Source organism: Thiohalobacter sp. (assembly GCF_027000115.1).
Classification (GTDB): domain Bacteria; phylum Pseudomonadota; class Gammaproteobacteria; order Thiohalobacterales; family Thiohalobacteraceae; genus JALTON01.
On sequence record NZ_JALTON010000039.1, the window covers coordinates 53756 to 66070 of the forward strand.

Sequence of the window (12315 nt, forward strand, 5' to 3'; positions counted from 1 at the left end):
CATCATGATAACAGGCAGTCGCGCCGCCGGAAGCCGCGATGCATTCGAAGCGCGCCAAAAAGCAGAAACCCGCCGGTCGGCGGGTTTCATGTCGGATCGAAAGGGCGCGGAGCCTACATCCGGAACTGCGCCATCAGACCCTGCAACTGGACGGACAGCCGCGCCAGTTCCTCGGAGGCCGAGGCGGTCTGCTGGGCGCCGGCAGCGGTCTGGTCGGACAGGTCGCGGATGCTGGCGACATTGGCATTGATCTCGGCGGCCACGGCACTCTGTTCCTCGGCCGCGCTGGCGATCTGGGTATTCATGTCGTTGATGGTGGCAATGGCGCCGGCGATCTCGCCCAGCGACTCGGCTGCCTTCTCAACCTGCTCGGAACTGGCGGTGGCCATGTTCTGCGCCTCTTCCATCACCTTCACCGCATCCACTGCACCGGCCTGCAGGCGCTCGATCATTTCCTGGATCTCCTGGGTGGACTGCTGGGTGCGGCTGGCCAGTGTACGCACCTCGTCGGCCACTACTGCGAAACCACGGCCCTGCTCGCCGGCGCGCGCCGCCTCGATGGCCGCGTTCAGCGCCAGCAGGTTGGTCTGCTCGGCGATACCGCGGATCACGTCCAGCACCATGCCGATGTTCTCGGACTCCTGCTCCAGGCGGTGGATGACATCTGCGGCCTTCTCGACCTCGCTGACCAGGCGCTCGATGCCGGCCAGCGCCTCGGTGGACACCAGTGCGCCGGCGCGGGCATCGGAATCCGCGGCCTGGGCCGAGTGGGCCGCGCTGGCGGCGTTCTGCGCAACCTCCTGGACCGTGGCGGTCATCTCGTTCATGGCCGTGGCCACATGCTCGATCTCGGCCTGCTGCTGCTGGACGCCCTTGCTGGCCTCGTCGGTGACCGCGGACATTTCCTCCGCGGCCGAGGCGAGCTGGGTGGTGGCACCGCTGATCTCGCCGATCATCTTACGCAGGTTCTCCGCCATGCGGTTGAAACTGGTAATGATCTCGCCGATCAGGTCGTGGCTTTCCATTTCACAGTGGTGCGAGACATCGTTGCGGCTGATGGCATTGGCCACTTCCGAAATGCGACGCAGCTTCTGCAACAGGATGACGTTCACCAGCCAGTAATTGACCGCCCCCAGCGCGACGCCGGCGACCAGGCTGGCAACCACGAACCCGGTGAACATACCCTCCTTCCAGTCGACGAAGAACCGGGCGAACACGGGGAAGGAGGCGCCCATCACCAGCCCGAAGCCGACGCTGGCGATCAAGAGATTCCGCAAGATGCTGGGTTTCATGAGGTAATCCTGTCCTGCTTTCGATTCAGTCCGGCCCGACCACCCCTGAGCGCGGCCCTGCCGTTTTTTCGACGTTTCAAACTTCCCACCCGGTACCGGGGCAAGAATCGGGCCGTTCATGCCGGCCCGGCCTTCATGTTCAGAAGCGGGCGATCTCGTCGCGCAGTCGCTCCAGTTCCTCGGCGGCCTGGGACAGCCCGGCCAGCACCTCGCCGGCGCTCCGCGTCCGGGTCTCGCTGGCTTCGACGATGGCCTTGATCGACAAGACTGCGGCACTCTGCTCCTCGGCCGCGCTCGCCACCGTGGTGTTCATGCCGTCGATGGTCTGCACATAGCCGCCGATCTCTGCCAGCGAGACACAGGCGTTCTCCATCATCTCCTCGACCACGGTGACCTGGCCGGTGCCCTCGGACATGACACCGGTCGCCTCCTGCGCCTTCTGCTGCAGGGCCTCGATCATTTCCTGGATCTCCTGGGTGGACTGCTGGGTACGACTGGCCAGGGTGCGCACCTCGTCGGCCACCACCGCGAAACCACGGCCCTGCTCGCCGGCCCGCGCCGCCTCGATGGCGGCATTCAGCGCGAGCAGGTTGGTCTGCTCGGCGATGCCACGGATCACGTCCAGCACGGCTCCGATGTTCTGCGACTCGTGCGACAGCCGCTCGACCGCGCCGCTGGCCCGCTCGATATGGCCGCTCAGGCTGGTCATGGAACCCATGGCCTCGGTCATCACCACCTTGCCCTTGTCGGATTCCTGCAGTGCCTGGTGGGTGGACTCGGCAGCCGAGGCGGCATTGTTGGCGATCTCCTCGACCGCGGCCGCCAGCTCATCGACGGCGATGGAGGCCTCGCGCTGGCCCTCGTCGGCGGCGGCACATTCGGAAACGGTGGCGGCAATCGCGGAAACCTGATCGGCCACAGCGCCCAGCGCCCCGGCGAAGGCATGGAAGCTGTCGCTGCGTTCGGCAACGCTGGCCGACAGCGCGCCGAAGGCAGCGGCGACATTCTCCGGAACGCCGTCACCACCGGCGTCGAGGCGGGCCGAGGTATCGCCGCCGGCAAGCTGCTCCAGCCGCCCGCTTAGCGCCTGCATGGCCCGCTGGCCAGCCGCAGCAGCCAGCAGGGCGGGGACGCCAGCCAGGGCGCCGACCATGAGCATCAGACCGCCGGGCGCGTCGTCGAACCAGCCGAAACCAAGCCAGCCGGCCAGTCCAGCCAGTACCAGAATCAGGACCGGAGCGGCCAGCAGGGGGGTCTTTATCTTTCGAAACAGGACTTTCGGGGTGTGCATATGGACATTCTCCGAAGCTGTGGCAGACCGGTCTTCCTCCGGGGGTGCCGCCCGCCGTTGCGTTCCTCACACCCCATAGCGACTGCCGACGGCAAAACTGTAGCCCGCACAGCATCAGGGCCGACACAAAAAACCCCGGTAGTGCCGGGGTCGAGGATCGCGGGCGGGGTCGGGAAAACCAAACTGCCCCCGCCCGGGGCCGACAGAAGCAGCGTGTTCCACTGCTGCGCCCCTGGTGCAATATGCGGGCTAGCCCGCATATTGCACCAGGGGCTGCGGATGATGGCGGATTTGCAGCCGGGCTCGGGGGATGCTGGAGCGAAAGCCGTAGCCGTCGCTACGGCTTGAGTGAAGCACCCCCGAGGCCGAGCGAAAATCCGCCAGGGCCGCAGCAGGAAGCGGGCGGGCACAAATCGTACTCCGGACCATGGGCAAAAAATCCGGTTCATTACGTACCAGGACAACAAGTTGGCTCCCGCCCGCTTCCGACCTGGTGCAATATGCGGGCTAGGGTTCGCCGCCTACCGCCAGGGTCAGCACCTTGCGGACCGCCTCGGGACTGGGCATCAGGTTCATGAAGCTGTTCTTGCCCATCATCTTGAGATCGGGACGGCTGACTGCCATGCGGAAACGCATGTGCAGGGCCACCACCTTGTCGCCGTCGACCATGACTTCATAGGGCAGGTAGGGCGTCACCTTCAGTTCCTCGAAGTCCACCACCCCCATGATCCACTGATCGTCGGCATACTTGTCGCCGCCTTCCGGCATCCGGCGCCGCACGCCGAAGACAGTCTGTTCCGTGCCGGGAATGTCGATACGGTAGATCTTGCTGACACCCACTTCGTTGTTGGCCAGATGCTTCTCCACCTGGGCCACCGCTTCCCGGTAACTGCCGTACTTGGCCAGTTCATAGGGGTCGTCGAAGTATTCCATGCCGAAGGTATAGTGATACTTCTTGAGCTTGCGCGCGGTCAGCCCCCGCTTCGAGCCGTAGGTCTCGATGTTGCCCAGGGCCTTGGCCAGCGCGTCCGCAGTGTTCGACAGGTCGCTCTTGAGCCGGTAGGCCAGCGCCATGTAACGGGGGTTGTAGTAGGCCACCTGGATCTCGTCACCCACCTGCGTGACCGCAGCCCGCTGGGGTGCGGCGAACCCGCCCATCGGCGAACGGGCGGCGACCTTCTTGAGGGCATCGCTGGTGAAAACGATGATCCGCGCATCGTCGACGTGGGCATTGTCGTCGTAGGGATCGAACTCGGCGACGATCTCGAAACCGGCGCCTTCCAGGTTTTCCTTCACTTCCTGGACCTTTTCGTCAAAGTCGGCCGTGCCCCGCCAGGCCAGCACAAAGGGCTTGTAGCGTTCCGCCGCCTGCACCGCGCCGGCCATGGGCAGCAGCAAGGCCACGGAGGCCAGCATCGCCAGAATCCATTTCAAGGTCTTGTTCATTCCAGATTTCCTCCTCATCCCAACAGGGCTGTCCGTGATACGTGTCTCGATCGCTTTCGGCATTCCGAAGCAGAATCTGTAGCCTACCGACAGAAAAACGGGGATCACCCGCCAAGGATGACCCCCGTTCGTTCCATCACTCATGCATGGGTGCGCAACCCTGGCGTCAGAACTTCCAGGCGTAGCTCAGCTCCAGTGCATTCTGGTCCATGCCGATGGATGCGTCATAGCCGAATCCCGCGAACCCACCAGATGTGGCCGTAAAGGCATGCGACTGATCCTCGCGGAAGGCATGCATGTAGGTCACGCTCAGCTCGTTGTAGGCACTGGGCGAATAGGTGAAGCCCAGGGTCAGGTGACGCTTGACCACGCCGGGCGCCAGAATGTTGAACAGGTTCTGATCACTGTCAATGGGGTTGCCGCCGACATTCAGGCCACCGCGAAAGGTCCACTGGTTGTTGTACTGATAGTCGACACCCAGCTTGACCACGGTGATGTCGTCCCAGCCAAAGCCCCAGCCGTCATTACCTCCAAGCGCACCGGCACCACTATAGTTGGCGCCAGTCCCAAGCACAGAGGCCAACGCACCAAAGAATTGATCCGCGGTCGGACCGTCATTGGCGATAGACGCTACGCCGCTGTACAGGATGCGCTGTACATCCAGGGCAACCGTGGTCTTGGGATTGACCTGGATGGCAAGGCCTACGCCAAACTGGGCGGGAATATCGAAATCACCCTGCTCGGCGAACAACCCCCTGTACTGATCGAACTCTTGCATGTAGATCTTGGAGGAGGCCTGGGCACCTAGGGTAATGTTGTTGGAGATCTTGCCTGTCCAGCCAACACGGATACCAGCGCCCCAGGCTTCATCGTCGCCCTGATTGGTCACATTGGCGCCGTCGGTGGACAGCCCCTTGAACAAGCCGAGGCCGTAGGCACGAAACCGCTGATGACCAATCAGCAGCGAGGCGCCGACGGTGTGGTTCTGATTCAACTGCGTAGCCACGGTGGGCGCTATGATGACCTGGGCTAGATTGACACCCAGCGTGGAGTACGGCTGGGCATCGGGATCGGCCGCCAGTCCCGCGGCAACAGCAGGCGCGATACCCCCGATCATGCCAGCAAAGGCCGGGATCGCGGGCCCCATCGCATTGGTGTAGATGTTGGAATTGTAACGGGTGTTCATGCCCCCGTTGGCTGCAATGCTCAAGCCCACGGTCATGTTGCCCATATTGAACGCAAATCCCGCATGTGGAATGGCAAACACCGTGGCAGCACTATCGACCTTGCCCGTGTCGGCGCCCCCCATGCGCGTGGCGTCAAGGCGCGCATCACGCAGCGGGCTGAACAGCTCCACACCCACGTCCATGCGATTGCCGACCTGGGCAATGCCCGCCGGGTTGATGGCGGATGCCATGGCATCCTGGGAGAAAGCAATGCCGGCACCAGCCATCCCCCGGTTCTTGGTGCCATAACCGATCTTGAAGTAGCCGTTGGTGGCGTGGACTGCGGGTGCAGCAAGCACTGCGGCGACCGCTGCGGCAACCACAGAACCTTTGAAGGTCACGTTCATGGGTGTATCCCTCCTGGCAGAGACCTGTGACAAATTCGTTGTTTTTACGCGACAACCCGTCGTGGCGCTCGCAACAGCATGGCGACCCCTTGACGGATTGTCAAATCCCTGCGAAACAAGCAAACTCTGTGCCGTTTTTTTTGAACCCGGCCATCCGTTGTACCAACACAACAGATCTCGGGATAAAGACCGCCACCATCCCATTTTGTGATTCAATTGCGGCTGGCTTCGGCCACAACAACGCAGTTCAATCGCGAGGAGCATAGAATGCAGCACAGCACCCACTGGAAGATCGCCGCCGTCACTGCCGGCGCATTGACATTGGCGGGGACCGCGCAGGGCGCAGGATTCGCCATCATCGAACAGGGCGTCAGCGGTCTGGGCAACGCCTACGCGGGCGCCGCCGCCAGTGCCGAGGATGCCACCACGGTATTCTTCAACCCCGCCGGCATGACCCGACTGTCGGGCGCGCGGCTTACCCTTGCCGGACACATCATCCGTCCCTCGGCGAAGTTCTCCGACAGCGGGACCACCGATGCGCTCGGCAACCCGATCGCCAGCGGCGGCAACGGCGGCGATGCCGGCGGCGTGGCGCTGGTGCCCAATGCCTACTACACCCGTCCGCTCGACAACGACACGATCCTGGGCATCGGCATCAACGCTCCCTTCGGACTCACGACCGAGTATGACGATAACTGGGTCGGCCGCTACCAGGCCATCAAGTCCGAACTCAAGACCGTCAACATCAATCCGAGTCTGGCCTGGAAGGCCAGCGATCGCTGGTCACTGGGCGCCGGCATCAATATCCAGTATATCGAAGCGGAGCTGAGCAATGCACTGGACACCGGATCGATCTGTTACGGCCTCGCCGGCCCGGCCACCTGTGGGCTGTTCGGCCTCGCGCCCCAGCAGGCCGACGGCAAGGCCACGATCGAAGGCGACGACTGGAGCTTCGGTTTCAACCTCGGCGCCCTCTACGAATTCGATGTGGACAGCCGGATCGGTATCGCCTACCGCTCCAGAATCAGCCATACCCTCAAGGGTAATGCCGACTTCACCATTCCTGCTGCGTTCCAGAACTTTCTCACGGCGGCCAGCAGCACGGCCTTCTCCGACACCGGGGCAAGCGCCAGTGTCTCCCTGCCCGAGACCCTCTCCGTCAGTGCTTATCACGCGCTCGACGAGCGCTGGGCCATCCTGGCCGACGTGACCTGGACGCGCTGGAGCCGATTCAAGGAACTGCGGGTCCGCTTCGATTCCGGTCAGCCCGACAGCGTCACCGACGAGCACTGGGAGAATGCCTTGCGTTACTCGCTCGGGATGAACTACCGCTACAATGACCGGTGGCTGCTGCGGGCCGGCGTGGCCTTCGACGAGGAACCGATCCCCGATGCCGCGCACCGCACGCCGCGCATCCCCGGCAACGACCGCCGCTGGCTTGCGCTCGGGGCCAGCTACCGCGGCTCGGCCCGCATGAGCTTGGACGTCGGCTATGCCCACCTGTTCGTCAGGGACACGCCGATCGCCCATGCCAGCAGCTCCGCGGGGAGCATCATCGGCAACTACGACAACAGCGTGGACATCCTCAGCGTCCAGATGAACTGGACATTCTGACAGTCGTTCCGTCCGCTGCCGCCCTGGTGCAATATGCGGGTTAAGGCCCCGGCAGATGCCGGGGCCTTGCTGTTTTCGTGCACTCCGTGGCGTTCTGTCTGTCACCACATTGCGCGACACACAAAAAACGGCCCGGGTACACCCGGGCCGTTTTCTCAAAGGCTGGCGAACGCCCAGCGTCCGCCGATCAGGAATACTCCGTGATCAGGCCTTCTTGATCAGGAAGTGGAACTTGCCACCCTCTTCCTTGGACTCCAGCAGCGCGTTGCCGGTCTGCTTGGCAAAGGCCTCGAAGTCCTTCACCGAGCCGGGATCGGTCGCGATGATGTGCAGCACCTTGCCACTGCCCAGACCCGCCAGGGCCTTCTTCGCGCGCAGGATCGGCAGCGGGCAGTTCAGGCCGGATGCGTCCAGTTCTTCGTCCCAATTCGCCATAAGGAGTACTCCTCTGTTTTTCGTTTCGATCGTAAAAACCGGCCAGTGGAAATCGGAATTCGGTTGGCCACCCTTGTGAAAGAAGTGCGTTTATAAGGGAAGTGCCTCGCAAACGCAAGTCCGGGGAATGCCGGCAGAAGTTGCCGCTCCTCGAAGCGCTCAGGCGATCGCCGGGTCGGCCGCCGGCGCCACCACCGGCAGCCCGGCGCGCGCCCAGTCGATGATTCCACCACGCAGGTTGATGATACGCTCGGGAGCGGCGCCGCGGCTGATCAGATACATGCAGGCCTGGGCCGAGCGGGCGCCGCTGCGGCAATAGAGCACGGTGGGCCGGTCACTGGCGATCAGATCCTGCTCCCGCAATGGAATCAGGTGCATCGGCAGGGGCTCGCCACCGGGAATCATGCCTTGGGCCATTTCCTGGGGCGAGCGGATGTCGAGCAGGCGCAGCCCGTCGGAATCTTCCTCCAATCTGCGTGCCAGGGTGTTTGCGTCGATCTCCGTCATGCCGAACATGGTCAGGTCCTCGTCCCGGAATATTAGCATTTCATAATATATGAGCACATCGGTCGGTTTCAAGCGCCCCCACCGGCGGCGGCGCGGCCGCACGCCTTTGCGGCCGCGGGCTGGCCGCGGAACCGTGCTTGCCGTATGGTGGTCGCAGTAGCCATGACCCACCGCTCCCGAGTTGTGCCCGCAGCCCTCCGCCGCACCCTCCCCGCCCTGCTGATCGGACTGGCCAGCGCCTGCCCGGTACCGGCCGCAGCCGACCCGCTGGCCCTGCCGGACATGGGCGACCCCTCCGGTCAGACCCTGTCGCCCGCCACGGAATCCGCGCTGGGCGAGGCCTTCATGCAGCAGCTGCTGGCGACGACCGAGCTGGTGGAGGACCCGGAACTCGACCGCTACATTGCCGAACTGGGCGCCCGGCTGGTCGCCGCCAGCGACGCGCCGGACCGGGCCTTCCACTTCTTCCTGGTCCGCGACCCCAGCATCAATGCGTTCGCGGCCCCCGGCGGCCACATCGGCCTCCATACCGGCCTGTTGCTGGCCGCGCGGAGCGAGAGCGAACTCGCGGCGGTGCTGGCCCACGAAATCGCCCATGTCACCCAGCGTCATCTGGCCCGGGCCTACGACAGCGCCAGCCGCATGAGCCTGCCCACTGCCGCGGCCATCCTCGCCGCCATCCTCATCGGCACCCAGAACAGCGAGGCCGGCCAGGCCGCACTCATGACCGTGCAGGCCGGCAACATTCAAAAGCAGATCGATTTCACCCGCGGCAACGAACGCGAGGCAGACCGCATCGGCATGCAAATGCTGGCCCGCACCGGCTTCGATCCGCTGGGCATGCCCGCCTTCTTCGAACGTCTGCAGGCCCAGACCCGCTATTATGGTGACCGGATCCCGCCCTTCCTCAGCACCCATCCCGTCACCCGCGACCGCATCGCCGATGCCCAGGCGCGAGCCGACCAGCTCCGCCCTGCGCGGCCGCGTGACGAACTCGACTTTCACCTGATGCGGATGCGCCTGCGCGTGCTGGAAAGCCGCGACCCGGCCCGGCTGCATGCCGAACTGGCGGCCGGCGAGACCGGACTGCCGGAGACCGCCCGAAGCTACGGACTGGCCCTGGCCGAGCTGCGCAACGGCGCCCCCGAGCGCGCGCAGAGTCGACTGGCGGCCCTGCACCGCGCCGACCCGGACCGACTCAGCTACCGCCTCGCGCTGGCCAAGGCGCTGGACCGCGCCGGCCGTCGCGACGCCGCGCTGCGCCTGTACCGTGATACCCTCGCGCTCTACCCGGGAAACCTGATCGTCGCCCGGCAGCTGGCGCGCACATTGCTCGACGGCGGACAGCCCCGTGCCGCCCATGATCTCCTCGACCCGCTCCTGCGCCAGAATTCCAGCGCGCCCGCATCGGCCTATGCATTGCTCGGCCGCGCCGCCCGCGCCATCGGCCGCAGCGCCGATGCGCACGAGGCCATGGCCGAATACCATGCGCGAAAGGGCCAGCTGCACGCCGCCATCGAACAACTGAAGCTGGCCCTGGAGGCAGAAGACGCGGACTTCTACCAGCGCGCACGGCTGGAAGCACGGCTGGCCGCGCTGGAGCGCCAGGCGCTGGCTCGAAAAAACGCGCTCAAGGGGGAATAAACGCGCGCATCCTGCCGTCAAACGGCTAGAGTGCATCTGGATCGGGATGCACGGCATGGGCGTGAAATGCCGGAAGTCCGTCACATTGCACCCCGGAAGGCCAAAGGCCCACAAAGAACCGTACAACCGGTAAAAGGTGTCGAGGCGTCGCGGCTTTGACTCGCGCAGAGAGCGGGACTATATTCGATCCACTAATGCCCGGACCATACACAACGCTGACCCGAAACGGGCCGGGGCTCGTTCCCCGAAGCAGGCGCCCACGGTTCACAATCGCTTTTTCCATCCACTGAGGAGGCACCGATGCGGCTACGTTCAAGCATCATTTCGACTGCAGCTTCCATGGCCATCGCGCTGGGAAGCCTCGCCCTTGCCCCCGCTTCGAACGCGGTGGCTGCCGAAGCCGGCAACTCCGTGATCGAGCAGGGCAAGGAGATTGCCTTCAATCGCAAGAAAGGCAATTGCCTTGCCTGCCACCAGATTGAAGGCGGCAGCCTGCCTGGCAACATCGGTCCGCCGTTGGTCGCCATGAAGGCCCGTTTCCCCGACAAGGCCAAGCTGCGCGCGCAGATCTGGGACGCGACTCGCAACAACCCGAACTCGATCATGCCGCCGTTCGGCCGGCACAAGATCCTGTCCGAGGACGAGATCGACAAGATCGTGGAATTCATCTACACGCTCTGAACCCCTTGCGTGATTCTTAGGAGATATCGAAGTGACGAGCATCAAACGCAGAACACTCCTGAAGGGCACCCTTGCCGCTGGCGCCGTGGGCATGGCCGTTGGCACCGGGCTGCTGACTCCCCGCACCGTGCTGGCCGCCTGGCCCAAGGACGCCTTCGACGCCAAGTCGGTGGATGCGGCACTGAACGCCCTGTTTGGCAACAGCACCCTGGAAGGCAGTGACAAGATCAAGATCAAGGCCCCGGACATCGCCGAGAACGGCGCCGTGGTCCCGGTCTCGGTCGACGCCGGCATCGACGGCGTGGAGGCCATCAGCATTCTCGCCGAGAAGAATGCCCAGCCCCTCACCTCCACCTATCAGCTCGGTCCGGGCGCGGAAGGCTACGTTGCCACCCGCATCAAGATGGGCAAGACCTCCAGCGTCATCGCGGTGGTCAAGGCCGGCGGCAAGCTCTACAGCACCGGCAAGGAAGTGAAGGTCACCATCGGCGGCTGCGGCGGCTGATCGCCCCTTCCGACGCTAGAGATCAGATTTACAGAGGAATCGAACATGGCGAATACAATCAAGGTTCGCGCAAAGCTGTCTGGCGACACCACGACGGTCAAGGCGCTCATCAGCCACCCCATGGAAACCGGTCAGCGCAAGAACAAGAAGACCGGCAAGCTCATCCCCGCCCATTTCATCCAGGAAGTGGTCTGCGAGCACAACGGCAAGGCCGTGCTGACCGCAGAGTGGGGTCCGGCGATTTCCAAGAATCCCTATCTGTCGTTCCGCTTCAAGGGCGCCGCCAAGGGGGACACCCTCAAGCTGCGCTGGGTCGACAACAAGGGCGAAAGCGACGCCATCGAAACCAAAGTCAGCTGAGGCGACGGCGGCCCGCGTGCCTGCGCGGGCCCGAGCCAAGTCCAAAGGAGGCAAACTTTATGAAGAAGCTCCTGAGCATCGTCGCGGTGCTGGGTATCGTGGCAGCCGCGCCGCAGCCAGCCAGCGCCACCCCGGAACAGGACCTCAAGGAATTCCGCGAATACTTCAAGAAACGGTTCCCCAACGTGCCGTTCGAGGACTATGTGAACGGCGTGTATGCCGTCGACACTGCCTCGCGGGCCCAGTGGGAGTCGATCGAGGATTTCCCGCCCTATGAAATCAACATCGACAACGGCAAGAAGCTGTTCAACACGCCTTTCAAGAATGGCAAGACCTATGCCAGTTGCTTCCCCAATGAGGGCATCGGCATCCGCCAGAACTATCCCTACTTCGACAAGGCCAGCGGCAAGGTGGTGACGCTGGAAAGCGCCATCAACGACTGCCGGGTCAAGAATGGCGAGAAACCCCTGAAGTGGAAGAAGGGTGCGATCGCGGACATCTCCGCCTACATGGCCTACACCTCGCGCGGCAACAAGATGAATATCGTGGTGCCGAACGACCCGCGGGCCATCGAGGCCTACGAGCGCGGCAAGCACCATTTCTACGCCAAGCGGGGCCAGCTCAACATGGCCTGTGCGGACTGCCACGTGTACAACGCCGGCAACCGTATCCGCGCTGACATCCTGAGCCCGGCCCTCGGTCATGTCACCCACTTCCCGGTCTACCGCTCCAAGTGGGGCGAGCTGGGGACGCTGCATCGCCGCTACGGTGGCTGCAACAAGCAGGTGCGCTCCAAGCCGTTCAAGGCCCAGAGCGACGAATACCGGGCTCTGGAGTACTTCCACTCCTACATGAGCAACGGGCTCGAGGTGAACGGACCCGGCGCACGCAAGTAAGCCCCGGGCACGAACGACGAACCCGGTCTGGTCCCCCAGGCCGGGTTCGTTTCTTTCCAGGCCATGGAATA

Annotated in this window: 12 protein-coding genes; 6 read left to right on the forward strand and 6 right to left on the reverse strand. The window is 63.9% G+C overall.

The window, feature by feature from the left end; genetic code table 11:
- Positions 1–113: 113 nt before the first annotated feature.
- From MVF76_RS06630 to MVF76_RS06645, 4 genes are all read right to left on the reverse strand, one after another.
- Positions 114–1292 (reverse strand): methyl-accepting chemotaxis protein, encoded by a 1179-nt coding sequence (locus MVF76_RS06630; protein ID WP_297528013.1) that lies wholly within the window; start codon positions 1290–1292, stop codon positions 114–116.
- Between the two features lie 139 nt (positions 1293–1431).
- Positions 1432–2583 carry a methyl-accepting chemotaxis protein gene (locus tag MVF76_RS06635; RefSeq protein WP_297528014.1) on the reverse strand — a complete coding sequence of 384 codons (1152 nt, stop codon included), beginning with the start codon at positions 2581–2583 and terminating at the stop codon, positions 1432–1434.
- 507 nt (positions 2584–3090) lie between these two features.
- Entirely contained in the window at positions 3091–4029 is a 939-nt protein-coding gene (locus MVF76_RS06640) for a hypothetical protein (RefSeq protein ID WP_297528015.1), read from the reverse strand.
- Between the two features lie 166 nt (positions 4030–4195).
- Complete coding sequence (locus tag MVF76_RS06645) at positions 4196–5602, reverse strand: OmpP1/FadL family transporter (RefSeq protein ID WP_297528016.1); 1407 nt, start codon at positions 5600–5602, stop codon at positions 4196–4198.
- A gap of 267 nt (positions 5603–5869) precedes the next feature.
- Here MVF76_RS06645 and MVF76_RS06650 point away from each other — a divergent pair, with 267 nt between their 5' ends.
- On the forward strand, positions 5870–7216 hold the full coding sequence (locus MVF76_RS06650) for an OmpP1/FadL family transporter (protein ID WP_297528017.1): 1347 nt from the start codon (positions 5870–5872) through the stop codon (positions 7214–7216).
- A gap of 204 nt (positions 7217–7420) precedes the next feature.
- On the opposite strand, the gene MVF76_RS06655 is transcribed toward MVF76_RS06650, so the two are convergent.
- Positions 7421–7651: a sulfurtransferase TusA family protein gene (locus MVF76_RS06655; protein WP_297528018.1), complete on the reverse strand. Its 231-nt coding sequence runs from the start codon at positions 7649–7651 to the stop codon at positions 7421–7423.
- Positions 7652–7810: 159 nt separating this feature from the next.
- Positions 7811–8167 carry a rhodanese-like domain-containing protein gene (locus MVF76_RS06660; protein WP_297528019.1) on the reverse strand — a complete coding sequence of 119 codons (357 nt, stop codon included), beginning with the start codon at positions 8165–8167 and terminating at the stop codon, positions 7811–7813.
- Positions 8168–8320: 153 nt separating this feature from the next.
- On the opposite strand from MVF76_RS06660, the gene MVF76_RS06665 reads away from it, so the two are divergent.
- The 5 genes from MVF76_RS06665 to soxA all read left to right on the forward strand — a co-directional run bounded on the left by MVF76_RS06665 (position 8321) and on the right by soxA (position 12244).
- A complete protein-coding gene (locus MVF76_RS06665; RefSeq protein WP_297528020.1) occupies positions 8321–9802 on the forward strand; it encodes a M48 family metalloprotease in 1482 nt (493 codons plus the stop codon).
- Between the two features lie 339 nt (positions 9803–10141).
- Positions 10142–10483: a sulfur oxidation c-type cytochrome SoxX gene (gene soxX / locus MVF76_RS06670; RefSeq protein WP_297528021.1), complete on the forward strand. Its 342-nt coding sequence runs from the start codon at positions 10142–10144 to the stop codon at positions 10481–10483.
- Between the two features lie 31 nt (positions 10484–10514).
- On the forward strand, positions 10515–10988 hold the full coding sequence (gene soxY, locus MVF76_RS06675) for a thiosulfate oxidation carrier protein SoxY (RefSeq protein ID WP_297528022.1): 474 nt from the start codon (positions 10515–10517) through the stop codon (positions 10986–10988).
- A 45-nt stretch (positions 10989–11033) separates the two neighbouring features.
- A complete protein-coding gene (soxZ, locus tag MVF76_RS06680) occupies positions 11034–11348 on the forward strand; it encodes a thiosulfate oxidation carrier complex protein SoxZ (RefSeq protein ID WP_297528023.1) in 315 nt (104 codons plus the stop codon).
- A gap of 59 nt (positions 11349–11407) precedes the next feature.
- On the forward strand, positions 11408–12244 hold the full coding sequence (gene soxA / locus MVF76_RS06685) for a sulfur oxidation c-type cytochrome SoxA (protein WP_297528024.1): 837 nt from the start codon (positions 11408–11410) through the stop codon (positions 12242–12244).
- The last annotated feature ends 71 nt before the right edge of the window (positions 12245–12315 follow it).

Bases quoted from the DNA above. Each gene is read 5' to 3' on its own strand.
- MVF76_RS06630 (WP_297528013.1), bottom strand. From the start codon at position 1,292: ATGAAACCCAGCATCTTGCGGAATCTCTTGATCGCCAGCGTCGGCTTC.
- MVF76_RS06635 (WP_297528014.1), bottom strand. From the start codon at position 2,583: ATGCACACCCCGAAAGTCCTGTTTCGAAAGATAAAGACCCCCCTGCTG.
- MVF76_RS06640 (WP_297528015.1), bottom strand. From the start codon at position 4,029: ATGAACAAGACCTTGAAATGGATTCTGGCGATGCTGGCCTCCGTGGCC.
- MVF76_RS06645 (WP_297528016.1), bottom strand. From the start codon at position 5,602: ATGAACGTGACCTTCAAAGGTTCTGTGGTTGCCGCAGCGGTCGCCGCA.
- MVF76_RS06650 (WP_297528017.1), top strand. From the start codon at position 5,870: ATGCAGCACAGCACCCACTGGAAGATCGCCGCCGTCACTGCCGGCGCA.
- MVF76_RS06655 (WP_297528018.1), bottom strand. From the start codon at position 7,651: ATGGCGAATTGGGACGAAGAACTGGACGCATCCGGCCTGAACTGCCCG.
- MVF76_RS06660 (WP_297528019.1), bottom strand. From the start codon at position 8,167: ATGTTCGGCATGACGGAGATCGACGCAAACACCCTGGCACGCAGATTG.
- MVF76_RS06665 (WP_297528020.1), top strand. From the start codon at position 8,321: ATGACCCACCGCTCCCGAGTTGTGCCCGCAGCCCTCCGCCGCACCCTC.
- soxX (WP_297528021.1), top strand. From the start codon at position 10,142: ATGGCCATCGCGCTGGGAAGCCTCGCCCTTGCCCCCGCTTCGAACGCG.
- soxZ (WP_297528023.1), top strand. From the start codon at position 11,034: ATGGCGAATACAATCAAGGTTCGCGCAAAGCTGTCTGGCGACACCACG.
- soxA (WP_297528024.1), top strand. From the start codon at position 11,408: ATGAAGAAGCTCCTGAGCATCGTCGCGGTGCTGGGTATCGTGGCAGCC.